This window comes from Caulobacter sp. GW821-FHT05F04 (genome assembly GCF_059419665.1).
On the sequence record NZ_JBWKSF010000003.1, the window covers coordinates 54,884 to 73,794 of the forward strand.

Below are 18,911 nucleotides of genomic sequence, written 5' to 3' on the forward strand. Positions count from 1 at the left end.
GTTGACGTTTGGGCTCCGCCCCGTCAAACACCGTCCCGGACCAGATGATCGGGCGGTCGCGTCGTCTTCGGACGCCGAGGAAAGTCCGGGCTCCACGGTGACAAGGCGGTGGGTAACGCCCACCGGGAGCGATCCCAGGGATAGCGCCACAGAAAGCAAACCTCCTCCCTACGGGGCGGGAAGGGTGAAAGGGTGGGGTAAGAGCCCACCGCGGACCTGGCGACAGGGACGGCATGGCAAGCCCCGCCTGGAGCAAGACCGAATAGGGACCCCGCGCCGGCCTCGCGTCGGATAGGCCGTCACTGGCCGAGAGGGTCCGGGTAGGTCGCGAGAGCCGTCCAGCAATGGCCGGCCTAGAGGAATGATCGTCGCCGTCGCTTTCGAGCGGCGGAACAGAACCCGGCTTACAGATCATCTGGTCCCCATCCTCCCCGTCTGGCGGGGAGGCGACAGAGCGCGTTCACGCGCGGCGCATCCGAGTCTTCCTACGCGCGGGGAAAGGCCACGGCGCCTGAAGTTCACATCCAATGGGACGAACTGCGACGGCCCAAGGCGTTCGCGCGGTGAGTTCTGTGTATGTTCTGTGGATTAACTTCCGTGCTCCGTGAAGAAGGCGTGCGACATCTTTGAATTGTCGATGAAATGGCAGTTGGTGTCATTGTCTCCCAGTTCATCCCATGTTAACCCAATTCGCGTCGGGGCGAGGTGGTGGCAGCTCGCCGACCGGCTTGGGCTTGGGCGGGGTTGGCTTCAGTGTTTCTCTCGACGTTCGAGAAACAGCTCGACAGCAAGCGGCGCATCGTTGTGCCGCAGGAATTCCGCGCGGCCGTCTCCGGCCCGTTCGACGGCATCTTCTGCTTCCCCTCGATCGAGGCCGATTGCCTGGAAGCTGGCGGAAAAGCCTTGTTCGATCGTTACTTGGCGGTGATCGAGGAGATGCCGTTCGGAGATCCGACCCGCACCGCGCTGGAGACCAGCGTCCTGGGCGGCATGGCCAAACTGTCTTTTGATACAGCTGGTCGCATTACGCTTCCCGACCAGCTGTGCGAAATGTGCGGCCTCACGGATTGGGTAGCCGTCGTCGGTATGGGTGAGCGTTTTCAGATCTGGTCGCGCGAGGCCTTCCAGGCCCATCGCGCGACGCAGCGTGACCTGGCCAAGGAAGGTCTGGCGGCCCTGCGCGCCCAGCAGCGCGTCGCCAAGTTCGGGGCTGCGTCGTGAGCGAAGCGCCGCACATTTCGGTCCTGCTGAACGAAGTGGTCGAGGCCCTGGGCGCGGGTCCGGGCGAGACCATCATCGACGGCACCTTCGGGGCCGGCGGCTATACCCGCGCGATCCTGGCCACGGGCGCGACCGTCGTCGGCTTTGACCGCGACCCGACCGTGCGGAAGTTCGCCGAAGGCCTGCCGGCGGACCGCTTCCGCCTGATCCAGGACCGCTTTTCCCAGATGGGCGAGCATTTCGAGCCCCAGTCGGTCGACGGCGTGGTGCTGGATATCGGCGTGTCGTCCATGCAGCTGGACGAGGCCGAGCGCGGCTTTTCGTTCATGCGCGACGGCCCGCTGGACATGCGGATGAGCGATACGGGTCCGACGGCCGCGGACCTCGTCAACGAGCTCGACCACACCGAGCTGGCTCGGATCCTCTATGTCTATGGCGAGGAGCACGCCTCGCGCCGCATCGCCAGCTTCATCGTCAAGCGCCGCGAGGAGCGTCCGTTCGAGCGCACCCTGGACCTGGCGCACGTCATCGAACGCGCCCTGGGCGGCCGCAAGGGCGCCAAGGTCCACCCGGCCACGCGCTCGTTCCAGGGGCTGCGCATCGCGGTCAACGAGGAGCTGGCCGAGCTGGAGGCGGGGCTCGCGGCCGCCGAGCGGATCCTGAAGCCAGGCGGCCGGCTGGCGGTGGTGACCTTCCACTCGCTGGAAGACCGCATCGTCAAGAATTACCTGGCCGAGCGGGCCGGGCGCACGCCGGGCGGCTCGCGCCACCTGCCGCAGGCGCCGACCGGCGCGCCGGCCAGCTTCCAGCTGATCGCCAACAAGGCCATCGCGCCGGGCGAGGCCGAGCTGGCCGTCAATCCGCGCGCGCGCTCGTCGAAGCTGCGCGCCGCCGTGCGCACGGCGGCTCCCGTCTGGGAGGCCACCGCGTGACCAGCGTCGGCCTGTTCGATCGCCGAATCCGGGGCTTCCGCATCGTCGAGGTCGCGGGCATGGGCGTCCTGCTGACCCTGGTGACCAGCGTCTATCTGGCCAAGACCTTCGCGGGTCGCGAGCGCCAGGAGATCAGCCGCATCGAGCAGGAGATCGTCGACGAGGGCGTCCGCAAGCGTCTGCTGGAAGCCGAGGTCGCCCATCTGGAGCAACCCCGTCGCATCGAGCAGCTGGCGCAGATGATGCAGTTGAAGCCGATCGCGCCGGACCACGAGATCACCGAGGACGCCCTGATCGACGTCGCGCGCCGCCGCGAGCTGCCGCGCGCGCCGATCTCGGCCGCGCCGGTCGCACCCGAGGCCCTGGCCGCCGACGCGCCGGAAGCCGTGCCCGACGACATCCCGCCGCCCCCTCAAGCTGAAGGGGTCCAGCGATGAGCCTCTCCAATCTTGGTCCCGGCGGCTTCCAGTCGCCGCTGTGGCGGTGGCTGATCGAGCGCGTCTGGCGGCTGGAGCACGCCTTCGAGCGCTCGCGCGCGGCGGCCAAGCCCGAGGATGACACGCGCATCCGCATCTTCCTGGTCATGGGCTTCTTCAGCCTGTGCTTCGTCGGCGTCGGCCTGGGCGCCGGCTGGGCGGCGCTGTTCTCGCGCGCGGGGCAGGGTAACGGTTACGCCCAGGGCGCCGACGGTGCGCGCGGCGATGTGGTCGACCGCAACGGCAAGCTGCTGGCCGTCGACCTGGCCCACTACGCGCTTTATGTCGATCCGCGCGAGGTCTGGGACGCCAAGGAAGTGCGGCGCGCCCTGGGCAAGGCCCTGCCGCAGGTTCCGGCCAAGCGCCTGGACAAGGCCGTGTTCGGCGACCACCGCGCTTTCGTGCTGGGCGGCCTGACGCCCGACGAAAAGGACGCCATCTTCAATCTGGGCCTGCCCGGCATCTCGTTCGAGGAGCAGGAGCGGCGGATGTATCCTCTGGGGCCGACGGCCGCGCACCTGGTCGGCTTCGTCGACAGCGGGGGCAAGGGTCTGGCCGGGGCCGAGCGCGCCCTGGACGATCCGATCCGCAAGGCCGCGGGCGGGCAGGGCGGCCCGACCCAGCTGTCGATCGACGTGCGCGTGCAGGCGGCCCTGGAGGACGAACTGCGCAAGGGCGTCGCCGAGTTCACGCCGAAAGGCGCGGTGGGCCTGGTCACCAACGTCCACACCGGTGAGATCCTGGGCCTGGCCAGCTGGCCAGACTACGACGCCAACAAGGCCGGCGACGCCGCCGACGAGCAGAAGCTGAACCGCGCCGCCGCCTCGGTCTACGAGATGGGATCGACCTTCAAGGCGTTCACGGTGGCCATCGGTCTCGACACCGGCGTGGCGACGCCGCAGTCGACCTTCGACGCGCGCGAGCCCTTCAAGCTGGGCTATCGCACGATCCACGACTATCACGCGGCCAAGGCCATTCTGAACCTCGTTGAGGTGTTCCAGCACTCATCGAACATCGGCACCGCCATGCTGGCCGAAAAGATCGGCGGCGAACGGCTGTCGCGCTACTTCTCGGCCCTGGGCCTGACCAAGCCGGCCAAGGTCGAGTTAATGGAGTCGGCGCGGCCGCTGACCCCGCGCAAGTGGGACATGGATGCGGTGGCCTCCACCTCATTCGGCCACGGCATCAACGTGAGTCCCCTGGCCTTGGCCCAGGCGATGGGCGCCTTGCTGAACGGCGGCAAGATGCTGCCCCTGACAATCAAGAAGATACCCGACGGCGTGCGCCCGGAAGGAACCCGGGTGATCTCCGAGGCGACCTCGGCCGAGATGCTGAAGATCATGCGGGCCAACGTCATCCCCGGCGAGGGCGGCAGCGGCGGCAAGGCCGACGTGCCGGGCCTGTCGGTCGGCGGCAAGACCGGCACCGGCGAGAAATACGACCCCTCGATCCGCGGCTACAACCACCAGCGCCAGGTCTCGTCGTTCGCGGCGGTGTTCCCGACCGACGGCCCGCTGGAAGCCGACCGCTACTTCGTGCTGATCCTGATGGACGAGCCGCACGGCACCGCTAAGTCGTTCGGTTTCTCGACCGGCGGCTGGGTCGGGGCGCCGCCCGCCGGCAAGGTGATCGAACGCATCGCGCCGTTCCTGGGCGTGCAACGCAAGACCGAGCTGGTGACCATCGCCAGCCCCCAGAAGAGCGCCACACCGGAGGCGGGGCTATGACCAGACATCTGTCGGAACTGTTCAACCGTCCGTTCGCAAGTGACCCGGTGATCGCCGGCGTCACCGCCGACAGCCGCAAGGTCACGGCCGGCTGGCTGTTCGCCGCCCTGCCGGGGACCAAGGTCGATGGCCGCGACTTCGCGCCGGGCGCGGTGTCCAAGGGCGCCGCCGCCATCCTGGCGCCCGAAGACGGGCTGGAAGGCGTGGGCGTGCCGGTGGTCCGTTCGGAGGACGCCCGGCGCGCCTACGCCCTGGCCTCGTCCGCCTTCTGGGGCAAGCAGCCGGCCATGTGCGTGGCCGTCACCGGCACCAATGGCAAGACCTCGGTCGCCGGCTTCTGTCGCCAGATCTTCGCCAAGCTGGGCCACAAGGCCGCCAGCATGGGCACCCTGGGCGTCGTGGTGAGCGAAGCGGGCCAACCGGATCAGCAACTGACCCCGCCGGGCCTGACCACGCCGGACGCCGGCGACGTGGCCGAGATGGTCGCGCGTCTGGCCGAGATGGGCGTCACCCACCTGGCCCTGGAGGCCAGCTCGCACGGCGTCGACCAGCGCCGCGTCGACGGCGTCAAGCTGAAGGCCGCCGGCTTCACCAACTTCACCCAGGACCACCTCGACTATCACGGCTCGATGGAAGCCTATCGCGCCGCCAAGCTGCGTCTGTTCGACACGCTTACCCCAGGCGGGGCCATGGCGGTGCTGAACGCCGACAGCGAAGCGTTCCCGAACTTCGCCGCCGCCGCCGTCACCTCGGGCCAGAGCGTGTTCTCGGTGGGTGAGGACGGCCAGGGTCTGCGCCTGATCTCGCGCACCCCGACCCCGGCCGGCCAGGACCTGGTGATCGAGGCAGACGACATCGTCCACCACATCAAGCTGCCGCTGGCCGGCGCCTTCCAGGCCTCGAACGTGCTGGTCGCCGCCGGCCTGTGCGTCGCCGCGGGCGAGGACGTCGCCAAGGTGCTGAAGGCCCTGGAGAGCCTGGAAGGCGCGGCCGGGCGCCTGCAGCGTGTCGGGCGTGGTCCCAAGGGCGGCGAGGCCTATGTCGACTACGCTCACACGCCGGACGGTCTGCGGACCGTGCTGGAAGCCCTGCGCCCGCACACGCGCGGCAAGCTGATCGCCGTGTTCGGCGCGGGCGGCGACCGCGATCGCGGCAAGCGTCCGCTGATGGGGGCGATCGGCGCCAAGCTGGCCGACATCGCCATCGTCACCGACGACAATCCGCGCTCGGAAGACCCGGCCTCGATCCGCGCCGCTATCCTGGAAGCCGCGCCGGGCGCCCGCGAGATCGGCGACCGACGCGCCGCGATCCGCGCCGCCGTCGACCTGATGGGCGATGGCGACGTGCTGGTCATCGCCGGCAAGGGGCACGAGCAGGGCCAGATCGTCGCTGGCGTCGTCCACCCGTTCGACGACGTGGCCGAGGCCCTGGAAGCGATGGAGGGCGTCGATGCCTGAAGCGCTCTGGACGGCTGACGAGATCGCACGGGCCGTTGGCGGTACGGTCGCTGGCGACTTCGCCGTGACCGGCGTCTCGATCGACACCCGCACCGTCGAGGCGGGCGACCTGTTCGTGCCGCTGATCGGCGCGCGCGACGGCCACGACTTCGTCGCGCAGGCGATCGCCAACGGCGCGACCGGCGTCCTGGCCGCCAAGGCCGTCGACGCGCCGGCCGTAATGGTCGAAGACACTTTCAAGGCGCTGGAGCGGCTGGGCGTCGCCGCTCGCGAGCGCGCGCCGCAATGCAAGCGCGGGGCGGTGACCGGCTCTGTCGGCAAGACCAGCGTCACCCGCGCGGTCGAGGCGGGCCTGCGCCTGGCGGGCAAGGCCCACGCGTCGGTGAAGAGCTACAACAACCACATCGGCGTGCCGCTGACCCTGGCCCGGATGCCGCGCGACAGCGAGCGCGCCGTGTTCGAGATCGGCATGAACCACGCCGACGAGATCATTCCGCTGTCGGGCTTCGTCCAGCCGCACGCGGTGGCGATCACCACGGTCGGCCCGGTCCATCTGGAGAACTTCCCCGACGGCGAGCAGGGCGTTGCCCGCGCCAAGGCCGAGATCTTCGCCGGCCTGCGGCCGGGCGGGATCGCGGTTCTGAACGCCGACAACCGCTGGTTCGACTTCCTGAAGGCCGAGGCCGAGAAGGCCGGCGCGACCGTCTGGAGCTTCGGGTCTTCACCGGACTGCACAGCTCAGCTCGTCTCTTTCTCGTCCGATCTCCCCGGCGAAAGCCGGGGCCCAGATGACAAGGCGACGGACGCTCCGGATGAATCTGGGTCCCGGCTTTCGCCGGGAAGATCGGTGGTTAAGGCGGTCTTGCGTGGCGAACCCATCGAGATTTCCCTGCTGCAGACCGGCGTCCACTGGGGCCCCAACAGCCTGTGCGTCCTGCTGATGCTGGAAGCCCTTGATGTGCCGCGCGAGACGGCCTTGGCCGCCCTGGCGGCTTTCGCCCCGATCGAAGGTCGCGGGGCCGAGAAGACCGTCCGCATCGACGGCGGGGCTTTCACCCTGGTCGACGAGAGCTACAACGCCAATCCGGTCTCGATGCAGGCCGCTCTGAAGACCCTGGGCGCGCGCAAGGTCGCCGGTCGCCGGGTCGTGGCGCTGACCGACATGCTCGAACTGGGCGAGGACAGCGACCGGTTTCACGCCGAGCTTGCAGGCCCGATCGACCATGCAAACGTTGACGTCGTTTTTGTCGCAGGCGTCCACATGAAATCGCTGTGGGAGGCGCTTCCGCCGACTCGGCGAGGCGGCTACGCGGAAGTTACTGAAAAGTTAACGACGCAGCTGGCGGGGGCGATCCGGCCTGGCGACGTGGTGATGGTGAAGGGGTCGAACGGCTCCAAGGCCGGGGTTCTCGCCCGGGCCCTGGCGGCGCTCGACCTTGGGGAACAGGGCTGATGCTGTACTTCCTGTACGAATGGCTGGCGCGCTCGCAAGAGCATGTCCCGGCGCTGAACCTCTTGAAGTACCTGACCTTCCGGTCCGGCATGGCGATGCTGACCGCCTATATCGTCGCCGTGGCCATGGGCTCGCGCTTCATCCGCTGGATGAAGGCCAAGCAGGGCAAGGGCCAGCCGATCCGCACCGATGGCATCGCCCGTCACGTCACCGAGAAGGCCGGCACGCCCACCATGGGCGGCTTCATGATCCTGGCCGGCCTGTTCGTCGGCGCCCTGCTGTGGGCCGACCTGCGCAACATCCACGTCTGGGTCGTGCTGCTGATCACCGGCAGCTACGGCCTGCTGGGCTTCATGGACGACTACGCCAAGGTCACCAAGCAGACTACCGCCGGCCTCTCCAGCGTCCAGAAGCTGATCGCCCAGTTCGCCGTGGCCATCGTCGCCGCCGTGATCCTGATCCTGTGGGCGCCCAAGTCGCCGATGACACCGGGCATGGAGACCAGCGTGGTCTTCCCGATCTTCAAGGCGCTGGTGATCAATCTGGGCTGGTTCTACGTGGTGTTCGCCGCGGTCACGATCGCCGGCTTCTCCAACGCGGTGAACCTGACCGATGGCCTGGACGGCCTGGCCATCGTGCCGGTGATGTTCGCCGCCTCGACCTTCGGCCTGATCGCCTATCTCGTCGGCAACTACAAGTTCGCGGACTATCTGAACCTGCACTTCGCGCCGGGCGTCGGCGAGCTGGCGGTGCTATGTGGCGCGATCATCGGCGGGGGCATGGGCTTCCTCTGGTACAACGCCCCGCCGGCCAAGATCTTCATGGGCGACACCGGCTCGCTGGCCCTGGGCGGCGCGCTGGGCGCGATCGCTGTCTGCGCCAAGCACGAACTGGTCCTGGGCATTGTCGGCGGCCTGTTCGTGGCCGAGGCGCTGAGCGTCATGATCCAGGTCGCCTACTTCAAGAAGACCGGCAAGCGCGTCTTCCTGATGGCGCCGATCCACCACCATTTCGAGAAGCTGGGCTGGGCTGAATCCACCGTCGTGATCCGGTTCTGGATCGTGGCGATGATGCTGTCCTTCGTCGGCCTCGCCACGCTGAAACTGCGTTAGGGAGCCCGAGTATGATCCCCGTCCGCGGATTCGAGGACAAGACCGTCGCGGTGTTCGGCCTGGGCCGAACCGGACTGACGGCCGCGCGCGCCTTGATCGCGGGGGGGGCGAAGGTCGCCCTCTGGGACGAGAAGCCGGAGAGCCGCGAAGCCGCGGCCGCCGAGGGCTTCCCCGTCGTCGACCTGCAAGCGGCCGACTGGAGCCAGTTCGCCGCCCTGATGCTGTCGCCGGGCGTGCCGCTGACCCATCCCAAGCCGCACTGGACCGTCGGCAAGGCCAAGGCGGCCGGAGTCGAGATCCTGGGTGACGTCGAGCTGTTCGCCCGAACGGTCAACGCCGCGCCAGCGCACAAGCGCCCGAAGATCATCGCCATCACCGGCACCAACGGCAAGTCGACCACGACCGCCCTGATCGGCCACCTCTGCGCCTCGGCCGGCCGCGACACGCGGGTCGGCGGCAATATCGGCCTGGGGGTCCTAGGCCTGGAAGACATGCACGGCGGCGCGGTCTACGTGCTGGAGCTGTCGTCCTATCAGCTGGACCTGACCTCGAGCCTGAAGCCCGACGCGGTGGTGCTGCTGAACATCTCGCCCGACCACCTGGATCGCCACGGCGGCATGGACGGCTATATCGCCGCCAAGCGCCGGATCTTCCTGAACCAGGGCAAGGGCGACACGGCGATCATCGGCGTCGACGATCCCTGGTGCCAGCAGATCTGCACCGAGATCACCGCCGCCAACCGCCGCACCATCTGGCCGATCAGCGCCGGCAAGGCGATGGGCCGGGGCGTCTATGCCCTGCAGGGCGTGCTCTACGACGCCACCGGCGAGCGGGTCGTCGAGATGGCCGACCTGCTTCGCGCCCGCAGCCTGCCGGGCCGCCACAACTGGCAGAACGCCGCCGCCGCCTACGCCGCCGCCCGCGCCATCGGCATCCCGGCCCACGACGCGGTCGAGGGCCTGATGACCTTCCCGGGCCTGGCGCACCGGATGGAGACGGTCGGCAAGATCGGCAAGGTCCGCTTCGTCAACGACAGCAAGGCCACCAACGCCGACGCCGCCCGCCAGGCGATGTCCAGCTATCCGAAGTTCTACTGGATCGCCGGCGGCGTCGCGAAGGCCGGCGGCATCGACGACCTGAAGGACCTCTTCCCGCGCATCGCCAAGGCCTATCTGATCGGCGAGGCGGCCAATGTCTTCGCCGTGACCCTGGCCGGCAAGGCCGACGTGAAGATGAGCGGCACGCTGGAGAAGGCGGTTCAGCAAGCCTATGCCGACGCTGCGGCGAGCGGGGAGGACGCCGTCGTCCTGCTCTCGCCGGCCTGCGCCTCGTTCGACCAGTTCAGCGACTTCGAGGCTCGGGGCGAAGCGTTCCGCGCCGCGGTCAACGGCCTGACGGCCAGCGGCGGCAAGTCGGCGGTGGCGTGAAGGCCATCTGGCCGCAACGCCGCGACTGACGCTCCACGATCTTCAAGAGCCGCTCCCAATTCCATCGGACTTGCTTGCCAACGTCCCTCGCCGCCGTCCGCGTATCGGGCGCGGCGCGGCTGAACTTAGCCGTGCGTTCGGCGTTGAACCGTTCATGCGCCGCTAAGGGAGGTGGCGCGTCGTCCACGGAGCGAGCATGTCTGAAGCCAGGGTCGAGAGAGAAGGCGCCCGTGTCAGCACGGGGGTGTCTGGGCTCGACGACATCCTGGGCGGCGGTCTGACGCGCGATCGCATCTACCTGGTCGAGGGCACGCCTGGTTCCGGCAAGACCACCCTGGCGTTGCAGTTCCTGCTGAAGGGGCGCGAACTGGGGGAGACCGGGCTCTACATCACGCTCTCGGAAACCGAGCAGGAACTCAAGGCGGCCGCCGCCAGCCATGGCTGGTCTCTGGACGGAATAGACCTGTTCGAGCTGGTCAGCGAAGAGGGGCTGGACCCCGACAGCGAGCAGTCGGTGCTGCATCCGTCCGATGTCGAGCTTGGCGAGACCACGCGCGGGGTGATGAGGCAGGTCGAGCAGACCAAGCCGCTCCGCGTGGTCTTCGACAGCCTGTCGGAGATGCGGCTGCTGGCCCAGAATCCGCTGCGCCATCGCCGCCAGATCCTGGCGCTGAAGCACTTCTTCGCCACCCGTCGGTGCACGGTCCTGCTGCTGGACGACCAGACCGCCGAGGATGGCGACCTGCAACTGCACAGCATCGCCCACGGGGTGATCAGCCTGCGGCGGATGACCCAGGAATACGGCGCGCAGCGTCGACAACTCGAGGTCGTCAAGATGCGGGGCATCAAGTTCCGAGGCGGCTTTCACGACTTCTCGCTCGACACCGGCGGCATCCGGGTCTTCGAGCGCCTGGTCGCCGCCGACCATCCCGCCACCTTCGTCCAGGAGATGGTGTCCACGGGCTCGCCGGGCCTCGACGCGCTGATGGGCGGCGGGCTGACGCGCGGCGCCAACACTCTGATCAGCGGTCCCTCGGGCGTGGGTAAGACCACGACTTCGGTGCGCTGCGCCCTGACCGCGCTCGAGCGGGGCGAGACGGTCGCCTACTACCTGTTCGACGAGGGCCTGCCGACCCTGCTGACGCGCTCAAAGGCGCTCGGCATGGATCTGAAGCCCTATATCGACAACAACCAACTGCTCGTCCGCGCCATCGACCCGGCTGAACTTTCGCCCGGAGAGTTCGCGTTCCTCGTCCGTGACGCAGTGGAGCGTCTGGGCGCGCGGACCGTCGTCATCGACAGTCTGAACGCCTATCTGCAGGCCATGCCGGGGCAGAAGTTCCTGCTGCTGCAGATGCACGAACTGCTGACCTATCTGAACCAGCAAGGCGTGGTGACACTGTTGATCCTGGGCCAGCACGGTTTCATCGGCGAGGTCCGAAGCGACATCGATCTCAGCTACCTCAGCGACGGCATCCTGCTGTTCCGTTTCTTCGAGGCCGCCGGTTCGGTGCTGACGGCGGTCTCGGCGGTCAAGAGCCGCACGGCCGCGCACGAGAAAACCATCCGCGAGATCCGTCTGACCGGGCGCGGCATCGAGGTGGGCCAAGCGCTGACCGACTTCCAGGGCGTGATGTCGGGCCTTCCCTCGTACCAGGGCAAGATCGAGATGCTGGGCGAGGAGAAAAGTCGGTCGGCGGATGCCTAAACCGATCCTCATCCTGGCGCCGCGAGGGCGGGACGCGGCGGTCATCGCCGAAACCCTGCGCAATGTCGGTCACGCCTCGCAGATCTGTGGCGACCTGGGCGAGCTGAGCCAGGCGCTGGGCGACGAGGCTGGCGCGGCGATCCTGACCGAGGAGGCGCTGGCCCAGGGGGGCTTGGACGCCCTTACGGACTGGCTGGCCCATCAGCCGACCTGGTCGGACTTTCCGTTCATCGTGCTGGTCACCAAACAGCCGGGCAAACGGACGCAGGTGGACGCCGAGCGCCTCAAGGGCATTGGCAACATCGTGCTGCTGGAGCGGCCGATCAACGCCGAGACGCTGATCAGCGCGGCCCATTCGGCGATCCGCGCCCGCCATCGCCAGTATCTCGCCCGCGATCATCTGCACGCCCAGACCAGGGCCGAGGAGCAGCTTCGCTTCGCCCTTGAGGCCGGCAAGCTGGGCGCCTGGGACCTGAATCTGGACAGCGGCGCGCTGACCACGTCCGCCGCGACGCGCGGGCACTTCGGCCATGACGCTGACCAGCCGCTGACGCTGGCCGGCGTCGAGGCGGCCGTCCACCCGGAGGACGAGGCGCTGCGCGCCGCCGCGCTGAACGCCTCGATCGCGTGCGCCGAGGACTACGACGTCGAGTACCGGATCTTCTGGCCGGACGGCTCCCTGCACTGGGTGCAGGTGCGCGGGCGGCTCAACCGGATCCGGCCCGGCGAGCCGCGAAGGATGTCGGGGATCAGCCTCGACATCACCGGGCGCAAGACGGCCGAGGCGGAACTGCGCCTGCTCAACGAGACGCTTGAACAGCGCATCGCCGACGGCGTCCGCGAGCTGCAGCGCGCCAACGAACGTCTGCTGGCCGAGATCAGCGAGCGCGAGCAGGCCCAGGCCGCCCTGGTCCAGGCTCAGAAGATGGACGCCATCGGCCAGCTGACCGGCGGCATCGCTCACGACTTCAACAACCTGCTGACCGCCATCGTCGGCAATATCGACATGATCGAGCGGCGCAGCGACGACGAGCGCGTCAAGCGCATGGCCGCCAACGCCCGCGAGGGCGTCGAGCGCGCCACCAAGCTGACCGCTCAGCTTCTGGCCTTCTCGCGCAGCCAGCAGCTGGATCTGCAGCCCGTGGAGGTCGACGCGTTGATCACCGGCATGGACGACCTGCTGACCCGGACCCTGGGTCACACGGTCGAGGTCCGCATGGCGCTGGCCGCCGGCGCGGCGCGGGCCAAGGCCGACGCCAACCAGTTGGAACTGGCGATGCTGAACCTGGCCATCAACGCCCGCGACGCCATGGGCGATGGCGGCGTGGTGACCATCTCGAGCCGGATTTCCGACGAGTGGCATGAAGGCCTGCAGCCCGGCGACCACGTCGTGATCGCGGTTAGCGATACCGGCCACGGGATTCCCAAGGATCTGCTGCAAAAGGTGTTCGACCCCTTCTTCACGACCAAGAGCGTGGGCAAGGGGACGGGGCTGGGCCTCAGTCAGGTCTATGGCATCGCTACCCAGTCGGGCGGCACGGTGCGGATCGACAGCACCGTCGGCGTCGGGACGACGATCGAGATCTGGCTGCCGATCACCGAGGCCGGCGATCGCATCCGGCCCAGCGACATTCCGCCGAACGAAACTCCGCTCAGCGAGGGCGAACGCGTCCTGGTGATCGACGACGACCCCAGCGTCCGCCGGTTTCTGGTCCAGTGCCTGCGCTCGCTGGGTTACCGCGTCACCGAGGCGTCGGGAGGGCAGGAAGGGCTGTCGCGCCTGGCCGAGGACCGCCCCGACCTGATGGTCGTCGACTTCGCCATGCCGGGCATGGACGGCGCCCAGGTCGCCAGGCGAGCGCGGCAAGTCATCCCGACCCTCGGCATGTTGCTGATCACTGGCTATGCCGACGCTGGCGCGATCCGGGAACTGGTCAATTCCGAGGCCGTCCTGCGCAAGCCGTTCAAGGTCAGCGACCTGGCCGTCGCCGTCCGCAAGGCGTTGGGCGAGCGCGCCGCGGCCGTCGGATAGGGAGCGTCGCCGCTCACTCCAGCGGCATGAAGGCGTCCACCTTGTCCAGCGCCGCCAGTGGCGAGCGGATCGAGCAGCGCAGGCCGTCGGCGCGGTAGTCCAGCGCCACCAGGCCGCCCAGTTCGTTGGGCAAGGCCGTTTCGACGATGCGAGAGCCGAAACCCCGCCGCTCCGGCGGTCGCACCGTGGGGCCGCCGCGTTCGGCCCATTCGATGATCAGCTGGTCATCCGGCTCGACCGACCACCGGACGTCCACATGGCCGTCGGGGGTGGAGAGGGCGCCGTATTTCAGCGCGTTGATCGCCAATTCGTGGAAGGCCAGGGCCATGACCACGGCCGGTTTTGGCGAAACCTTCAGGTCCTGGCCGGTGATGGTCAGCTGGCCGGGTCTGGCGCTGTAGGGCGTCACCGAGCCGTCGACGATCTGGCGCAGATTGGCCGCCGACCAGTTCTGGTCGGTCAGTACGTTGTGGGTGGCGGCGATGGCCATCAGCCGGCCTTCCAGGGCGTCGCGCACCGTGGCCTCGACGCCGGCGTTGCGCAGCGACTGGTTGGTGATCGATTGGATCGTGGCGAGGGTGTTCTTGACCCGGTGGTTAAGCTCGTTGACCAGCAGCTGGCGGTGCGCCTCCGCCGTCCGCTCGCTGGTGACGTCGCGCGAGGTGGCCAGCACACGGATCACCCGGCCGTGCTCAAGGATGGGCGAGACGGTGGTGTCCCACCAGCGCGGCGCGCCCCGCGCCGTGGGGCAGAAGGCGCGGAAGGCGACGGCGTGGCCGCCGAGGGCGGCGCGCAGAGACTGCTCGACGGTTTCGCGGCTTTCCGGCGGCCACAGGTCGGGCCAGTAGCGCTGGCGATTGCGACCGTCGAAATCGTCAATCTCGAACAGCGACTGACCCTGGGCGTTCATGTACTCGACACGGCCGTCGGCGCTGATCACGCGGATGCAGTCCGGGCTGGCCTCGACCACGCTGAGGAAATAAGCCCCGGCGCCTTCCAGAACGGCCTTATCGGATCCTTCGTCGGCCACGCGTCGCCCCTGCCATGCGGTCCATGATCACTGGCTGACGGGCGAATTCAAGCAAAGCCTGTGCGACTCGGCGGACCTTCGCGCGTCTTGCGCACAGCGGAGCGCCCAACCATCTGAATTGACTTGAGTGCGCCCGGATGGAACGGCCCGCTTTTCGTGGCTGTTCCGACGTCAGGGCTTGAAGGAGTTTCGATGTCTCAGGTCGTCTGCGTCGCCTGCGGAGCCGGCAATCGCCTTCCGGAGGATCGCGATCCGCTCTCGGCCAAGTGCGGTCGCTGCAAGTCGTTGTTGTTCACCGGCGGTCCGACGGCCGTGACCGGCGCGGAACTGGATCGTCATCGCCGCATGACGAAAGGGACGGCCCTGCTGCTGGATGTCTGGGCGCCTTGGTGCGGGCCGTGCCGGAGCATGGCGCCGGCCTTCGCGGCCGCCGCGCGCCAGCTGGAGCCGGCCGTAAGGTTGCTGAAGCTCGATTCCGAAGCCGAACCTGCCGCCGCGGGCGCGCTGAACGTCAACAGCATCCCGACCCTGGTGCTCTACAGGGACGGTCAGGTCGTCGCCCGTCAGGCCGGAGCCATGACCGCGCCGCAGATCGTGGACTGGACGCGGCGCGCTTTGGTCTAGACTTCGTTCGACGGAGACGGGTCGTCCGAAGCGGGGCGCTTGGCGGCGGCTTTCTCGGCGGCCTTGGCCGCCTTCTGGCGCTCGCGTTCCTTGCGCTCGAAATCGTAGTTGGGTTTGCGGGCCACCGGGTCTAGTTCCGGGCCTTGCGGGCCGCGTAGCGCTGGTCGCGCTTGGCCTTGGCGTCGGCGGCGGACAGCGCCTTGCGTTCCTTGCGCTCACCGCGTTTGGCGGTCAGGGCCTCGGCGTCCAGAGCGGCTTGCGCCTCGATCCGCGCGGCTTCGGCGTCGGCGGTGGCTTGCTTGACGGCGGCCTTGGCGTCGGCGCGCAGCTTGCGAACCTGGGTCAGTTCCTGGGCGCGCAGCGTTTCACGCTGGGCGAACAACGGGTCGATGCTGGCGGCGCGCGGCTTGAACTTGGCCAGCAGCGCGGCCTTGGCGTCGGCGGCCGTCTTGAGGCGGTCCGAATGGCGGATGTCTAATGGATTCATGGTCGCTTTCGTATCCGGACGCGAAGTCGCGAGCCGGCGGGAAGATGAACGGACGACAGGCCCGGATGATCCATCCGGGCCTGTCTGAATCCTTAGGCGGCGGTCAGCTGACCAGCCGACATCTTGCCGCTGCGCTGGTCGCGTTCGAGTTCGAAGTTGACCTTCTGGCCTTCGTCGAGCGAGCCGAGGCCCGAGCGTTCGACGGCCGAGATGTGGACGAACACGTCAGCGCCGCCGTCGTTGGGTTGAATGAAGCCAAAGCCCTTGGTGGAGTTGAACCACTTCACGGTGCCGGTGGTCATGGATGTATTCCTTGCATGATAGGTCGCGCGCGACTCGAGACGAGCCATGCGATCAAATTTTCGGAGAGGATTTGGAGAGGCTCGGGGCTCGATCCGAAGAGCAAGCATGGAGAGCGGCCGAACCAGTTCGATATTCGATGAAATATACCATGCGCCGACAGGCGAAATTCCGCAAGCGGTTTCTGAATATTATTCTACATCAGCCGGTTTCATTCTGTAATAATAGGGCATGTTTTTCAGTCTCATGCTTCGTATTCGATGCCAGTAACCAAGCTCCAGAAGCTTCCTCGCACCGGCAACGGCGTGCTGACGGTCGCCCGCCAGGACAGCGCCGTGGCCTTCTCCCTGCTCGTCGCCAGCGGGCCTGCCGGGCGCAAGAGCGGCAAGGGCAGCCTCACGGGCGAGCCTGACATCCTGCGGCAGGCTTTCCGGGCTGGCGAGTGCCGCCTGACCCTCGACGACGGCGAGGCGCTGAACATCGCCGTCGTCGCCCATACCGAGGGCGGCGAGGTGGCGTACTTCGAACTGCGCTGATCGCGACCAGCGGTTCGCACGCGCTTTTCGACGCATGTCCACCGGCGTAGAACGGCGCGGCAAGATTTGATTAACCCTGCGGTCCGACTCTCCGGCCATGGCCTCCAACGCGACACATGCCTTCGCCCGCACCGACCGCACCGCGATCGGCATCTGGTGGTGGACGACCGACCGCTGGCTGTTGGGCGCGACGGCCCTGCTGGCCACGCTCGGCATGCTGCTGTCGTTCGCGTCCAGCCCGGCCGCGGCCCAGCGGATCGGCATCGACGACCAGTTCCATTTCGCCATCCGCATGTGCTTCTTCGCCAGCGCCTCGTCGGTGCTGATGCTGGCCGTATCGATGCTGTCGCCCAAGGGGATCCGGCGGGCGGCCTTCTTCATCTATATCGGCGCCATCGCGATCATGATCGCCCTGCCGTTTATCGGCCACAACGCCAAGGGCGCCACGCGCTGGCTGCAGTTCGGCGGTTTCACGCTCCAGCCCTCCGAGTTCATGAAACCGGCCCTCATCGTGCTGGTCTCGTGGATGTTCGCCGAGGGCCAGAAGGGCGAAGGGGTGCCGGGCGTTTCGATCGCCTTCTTGCTCTACTTCATCGCCGTGGCCCTGTTGCTGATCCAGCCGGACGTCGGCCAGACGGTGCTGATCACCATCGCCTTCGGAGCCGCCTTCTGGATGGCCGGGGTGCCGATCTCGTGGATCATGGGCCTGGGCGTGGTCGCCTTGGCGGGCCTTGCCTCGACCTACTTCCTGTTCGACCACGTGCACGCCCGGGTGCAAAAGTTCCTCAGTCCCGATCAGGCCGACACCCACCAGATCACCCGCGCCGCCGAGGCCATTCGCGCCGGCGGCTTCTTCGGGCGCGGCCCGGGCGAGGGCGTCATGAAGCGCCATGTGCCCGACCTGCACACCGACTTCATCTATTCGGTGGCCGCCGAGGAGTACGGGCTGATCTTCTCCTGGGCGCTGATCGCCATCTTCGCCTTCCTGGTGGTGCGCGGGCTGTACAAGGCCATGAAGCTGAACGACCCGTTCGAGCAGGTCGCGGCCGCCGGTTTGTTCGTGCTGGTGGGGCAACAGGCCATCATCAATATCGCCGTGAACTTGAACATGATCCCGACCAAGGGCATGACGCTTCCGTTCATCAGTTACGGGGGCTCCTCGATGCTCGCGATGGGTTTGACTCTGGGCATGGCCCTGGCCTTGGTGCGCAAGCGCCCCGGCGCCTATGGGGCGAGCGGCGAGTTTGGCCACGACGGCGCTTTCGCCTGAGATGAGCAAGCTGGCTGTCGTCGCCGCCGGAGGAACCGGCGGCCACATGTTCCCCGCCCAGGCGCTCGCCGAGGCCCTGACCGCGCGCGGCTGGCGTGTCGTGCTGGCCACGGACGATCGCGGCGCGCTGTACGCCGACAAGTTTCCGGCCGAAGAGCGGCTGGCGCTGTCGGCCGCCACGGCCAAGTCCAACGACCCGCTGGGCATGATCAAGGCCGGCTTTACGGTCATGCAGGGCGTGCTGCAGGCCCGCGCGGCTTTCAAGCGCCTGGACCCGGCCGTGGTCGTCGGCTTTGGCGGCTATCCCGCCCTGCCGGCCCTGCTGGGCGCGCTGAGCCAGAAGCGCCCGACGGTGATCCACGAACAGAACGCGGTCCTGGGCCGCGTGAACCGCTTCCTGGCCCCGCGCGTCGACGAGGTCGCCTGCGCCTTCCCGACGCTGCAGATGGCCAAGCCGGCCGTGAAGGCCAGGGCCCACGTCGTCGGCAATCCCGTGCGCCCGCCGGTGCGCGCGCTCTACGACGTGCCCTACATCCCTCCCGAGGTGCAGCTGCGGATCCTGGTGACCGGCGGCAGCCAGGGCGCGCGCCTGCTGTCCGAACTGATCCCCGAGGCGGTGGCCAAGCTGCCCGAGGACATGCGCTCGCGCCTCAAGGTCTTCCAGCAGGCCCGCGCCGAGAGCATGGAAAACGCCCGCAAGATCTATCGCAACGCCATGGTGGACTGCGAGGTCGCGCCGTTCTTCCGCGACATGGCCGGCTATCTGCGCCAGGCGCACCTGGTGATCGGCCGCTCGGGCGCCTCGACCTGCACCGAGCTGGCGGTCGCTGGCCGGCCGTCGATCCTGATCCCGCTGAAGATCGCCGCCGACGACCATCAGCGCTTCAACGCCAAGCTCCTGGAAGAGGCGGGCGGCGCGGCTGTGTGCCTGGAGGACGAGCTGACGGTCGACGCCATGGCCGGGGCCCTCAACGCCCTACTGAAGAACCCGGAGCGTCTGGCGCGGATGGCCGAGGGCGCACGGTCGGTGGCCAAGCCGAACGCGGCTGAGGAACTGGCGGATCTTGTGGAGCGCACGGCGCGGCGCTGACTTGAGCTTGCGCAAAGCTGTCCCGCGCG

At 68.1% G+C, this 18,911-nt stretch carries 18 protein-coding genes and 1 other RNA gene; 15 read left to right on the top strand and 4 right to left on the bottom strand.

The window, feature by feature from the left end:
- Positions 1 to 40 precede the first annotated feature (40 nt).
- From rnpB to AC07R7_RS08930, 11 genes are all read left to right on the top strand, one after another.
- Positions 41 to 423, top strand: an RNA gene (gene rnpB / locus AC07R7_RS08880) — RNase P RNA component class A.
- Positions 424 to 753: 330 nt separating this feature from the next.
- Positions 754 to 1,221, top strand: a complete 468-nt coding sequence (locus AC07R7_RS08885) for a division/cell wall cluster transcriptional repressor MraZ (protein ID WP_492887682.1) — start codon at positions 754 to 756, stop codon at positions 1,219 to 1,221.
- Positions 1,218 to 2,153 (top strand): 16S rRNA (cytosine(1402)-N(4))-methyltransferase RsmH, encoded by a 936-nt coding sequence (rsmH, locus tag AC07R7_RS08890; protein ID WP_492887683.1) that lies wholly within the window; start codon positions 1,218 to 1,220, stop codon positions 2,151 to 2,153. Before AC07R7_RS08885 ends, rsmH begins: the two co-directional genes overlap by 4 nt.
- Complete coding sequence (ftsL, locus tag AC07R7_RS08895) at positions 2,150 to 2,590, top strand: cell division protein FtsL (RefSeq protein ID WP_492837880.1); 441 nt, start codon at positions 2,150 to 2,152, stop codon at positions 2,588 to 2,590. Before rsmH ends, ftsL begins: the two co-directional genes overlap by 4 nt.
- Positions 2,587 to 4,356: a peptidoglycan D,D-transpeptidase FtsI family protein gene (locus AC07R7_RS08900; protein ID WP_492887686.1), complete on the top strand. Its 1,770-nt coding sequence runs from the start codon at positions 2,587 to 2,589 to the stop codon at positions 4,354 to 4,356. Before ftsL ends, AC07R7_RS08900 begins: the two co-directional genes overlap by 4 nt.
- Positions 4,353 to 5,813: a UDP-N-acetylmuramoyl-L-alanyl-D-glutamate--2,6-diaminopimelate ligase gene (locus AC07R7_RS08905; protein WP_494634907.1), complete on the top strand. Its 1,461-nt coding sequence runs from the start codon at positions 4,353 to 4,355 to the stop codon at positions 5,811 to 5,813. Before AC07R7_RS08900 ends, AC07R7_RS08905 begins: the two co-directional genes overlap by 4 nt.
- Positions 5,806 to 7,266, top strand: coding sequence for a UDP-N-acetylmuramoyl-tripeptide--D-alanyl-D-alanine ligase (locus AC07R7_RS08910; protein ID WP_494634908.1), 1,461 nt, complete (start codon positions 5,806 to 5,808; stop codon positions 7,264 to 7,266). The genes AC07R7_RS08905 and AC07R7_RS08910 overlap by 8 nt, the downstream gene beginning before the upstream one ends.
- A complete protein-coding gene (gene mraY, locus AC07R7_RS08915; RefSeq protein WP_494634909.1) occupies positions 7,266 to 8,378 on the top strand; it encodes a phospho-N-acetylmuramoyl-pentapeptide-transferase in 1,113 nt (370 codons plus the stop codon). Before AC07R7_RS08910 ends, mraY begins: the two co-directional genes overlap by 1 nt.
- An 11-nt stretch (positions 8,379 to 8,389) precedes the next feature.
- Positions 8,390 to 9,805, top strand: coding sequence for a UDP-N-acetylmuramoyl-L-alanine--D-glutamate ligase (gene murD / locus AC07R7_RS08920; RefSeq protein ID WP_492887691.1), 1,416 nt, complete (start codon positions 8,390 to 8,392; stop codon positions 9,803 to 9,805).
- Positions 9,806 to 10,001: 196 nt separating this feature from the next.
- Entirely contained in the window at positions 10,002 to 11,513 is a 1,512-nt protein-coding gene (locus tag AC07R7_RS08925) for an ATPase domain-containing protein (protein ID WP_492887692.1), read from the top strand.
- Positions 11,506 to 13,545 (top strand): hybrid sensor histidine kinase/response regulator, encoded by a 2,040-nt coding sequence (locus AC07R7_RS08930; RefSeq protein WP_492887693.1) that lies wholly within the window; start codon positions 11,506 to 11,508, stop codon positions 13,543 to 13,545. The genes AC07R7_RS08925 and AC07R7_RS08930 overlap by 8 nt, the downstream gene beginning before the upstream one ends.
- Before the next feature lie 13 nt (positions 13,546 to 13,558).
- On the opposite strand, the gene AC07R7_RS08935 is transcribed toward AC07R7_RS08930, so the two are convergent.
- Complete coding sequence (locus AC07R7_RS08935; protein WP_492887694.1) at positions 13,559 to 14,575, bottom strand: sensor histidine kinase; 1,017 nt, start codon at positions 14,573 to 14,575, stop codon at positions 13,559 to 13,561.
- 192 nt (positions 14,576 to 14,767) lie between these two features.
- Between AC07R7_RS08935 and AC07R7_RS08940 the strand changes: the two genes are divergently transcribed.
- Positions 14,768 to 15,199: a thioredoxin domain-containing protein gene (locus tag AC07R7_RS08940; RefSeq protein ID WP_492887695.1), complete on the top strand. Its 432-nt coding sequence runs from the start codon at positions 14,768 to 14,770 to the stop codon at positions 15,197 to 15,199.
- Here the strand turns inward: AC07R7_RS08940 and AC07R7_RS08945 are convergent.
- The 3 genes from AC07R7_RS08945 to AC07R7_RS08955 all read right to left on the bottom strand — a co-directional run bounded on the left by AC07R7_RS08945 (position 15,196) and on the right by AC07R7_RS08955 (position 15,988).
- On the bottom strand, positions 15,196 to 15,324 hold the full coding sequence (locus AC07R7_RS08945) for a hypothetical protein (RefSeq protein ID WP_492837889.1): 129 nt from the start codon (positions 15,322 to 15,324) through the stop codon (positions 15,196 to 15,198). The genes AC07R7_RS08940 and AC07R7_RS08945 overlap by 4 nt on opposite strands.
- A 5-nt stretch (positions 15,325 to 15,329) precedes the next feature.
- Entirely contained in the window at positions 15,330 to 15,686 is a 357-nt protein-coding gene (locus AC07R7_RS08950; protein ID WP_492837890.1) for a DUF6481 family protein, read from the bottom strand.
- A 92-nt stretch (positions 15,687 to 15,778) separates the two neighbouring features.
- Complete coding sequence (locus AC07R7_RS08955; RefSeq protein WP_125159448.1) at positions 15,779 to 15,988, bottom strand: cold-shock protein; 210 nt, start codon at positions 15,986 to 15,988, stop codon at positions 15,779 to 15,781.
- Positions 15,989 to 16,246: 258 nt separating this feature from the next.
- Between AC07R7_RS08955 and AC07R7_RS08960 the strand changes: the two genes are divergently transcribed.
- The 3 genes from AC07R7_RS08960 (at position 16,247) to murG (ending at position 18,882) form a co-directional block, all read left to right on the top strand.
- Positions 16,247 to 16,522 carry a hypothetical protein gene (locus AC07R7_RS08960; protein ID WP_494634910.1) on the top strand — a complete coding sequence of 92 codons (276 nt, stop codon included), beginning with the start codon at positions 16,247 to 16,249 and terminating at the stop codon, positions 16,520 to 16,522.
- Between the two features lie 97 nt (positions 16,523 to 16,619).
- Positions 16,620 to 17,792, top strand: a complete 1,173-nt coding sequence (gene ftsW, locus AC07R7_RS08965) for a putative lipid II flippase FtsW (RefSeq protein ID WP_494634911.1) — start codon at positions 16,620 to 16,622, stop codon at positions 17,790 to 17,792.
- Position 17,793: 1 nt separating this feature from the next.
- The gene (murG, locus tag AC07R7_RS08970; RefSeq protein ID WP_492837893.1) at positions 17,794 to 18,882 is read left to right on the top strand and encodes an undecaprenyldiphospho-muramoylpentapeptide beta-N-acetylglucosaminyltransferase; all 1,089 of its coding nucleotides are present in this window, start codon (positions 17,794 to 17,796) and stop codon (positions 18,880 to 18,882) included.
- The last annotated feature ends 29 nt before the right edge of the window (positions 18,883 to 18,911 follow it).

What these genes read in the sequence shown, in the direction of transcription:
- AC07R7_RS08925 (WP_492887692.1), top strand. Translation starts at nt 10,002, where the DNA reads ATGTCTGAAGCCAGGGTCGAGAGAGAAGGCGCCCGTGTCAGCACGGGG.
- murD (WP_492887691.1), top strand. Translation starts at nt 8,390, where the DNA reads ATGATCCCCGTCCGCGGATTCGAGGACAAGACCGTCGCGGTGTTCGGC.
- AC07R7_RS08955 (WP_125159448.1), bottom strand. Translation starts at nt 15,988, where the DNA reads ATGACCACCGGCACCGTGAAGTGGTTCAACTCCACCAAGGGCTTTGGC.
- AC07R7_RS08960 (WP_494634910.1), top strand. Translation starts at nt 16,247, where the DNA reads ATGCCAGTAACCAAGCTCCAGAAGCTTCCTCGCACCGGCAACGGCGTG.
- AC07R7_RS08940 (WP_492887695.1), top strand. Translation starts at nt 14,768, where the DNA reads ATGTCTCAGGTCGTCTGCGTCGCCTGCGGAGCCGGCAATCGCCTTCCG.
- AC07R7_RS08950 (WP_492837890.1), bottom strand. Translation starts at nt 15,686, where the DNA reads ATGAATCCATTAGACATCCGCCATTCGGACCGCCTCAAGACGGCCGCC.
- ftsW (WP_494634911.1), top strand. Translation starts at nt 16,620, where the DNA reads ATGGCCTCCAACGCGACACATGCCTTCGCCCGCACCGACCGCACCGCG.
- AC07R7_RS08900 (WP_492887686.1), top strand. Translation starts at nt 2,587, where the DNA reads ATGAGCCTCTCCAATCTTGGTCCCGGCGGCTTCCAGTCGCCGCTGTGG.
- AC07R7_RS08905 (WP_494634907.1), top strand. Translation starts at nt 4,353, where the DNA reads ATGACCAGACATCTGTCGGAACTGTTCAACCGTCCGTTCGCAAGTGAC.
- AC07R7_RS08910 (WP_494634908.1), top strand. Translation starts at nt 5,806, where the DNA reads ATGCCTGAAGCGCTCTGGACGGCTGACGAGATCGCACGGGCCGTTGGC.
- murG (WP_492837893.1), top strand. Translation starts at nt 17,794, where the DNA reads ATGAGCAAGCTGGCTGTCGTCGCCGCCGGAGGAACCGGCGGCCACATG.
- mraY (WP_494634909.1), top strand. Translation starts at nt 7,266, where the DNA reads ATGCTGTACTTCCTGTACGAATGGCTGGCGCGCTCGCAAGAGCATGTC.
- AC07R7_RS08930 (WP_492887693.1), top strand. Translation starts at nt 11,506, where the DNA reads ATGCCTAAACCGATCCTCATCCTGGCGCCGCGAGGGCGGGACGCGGCG.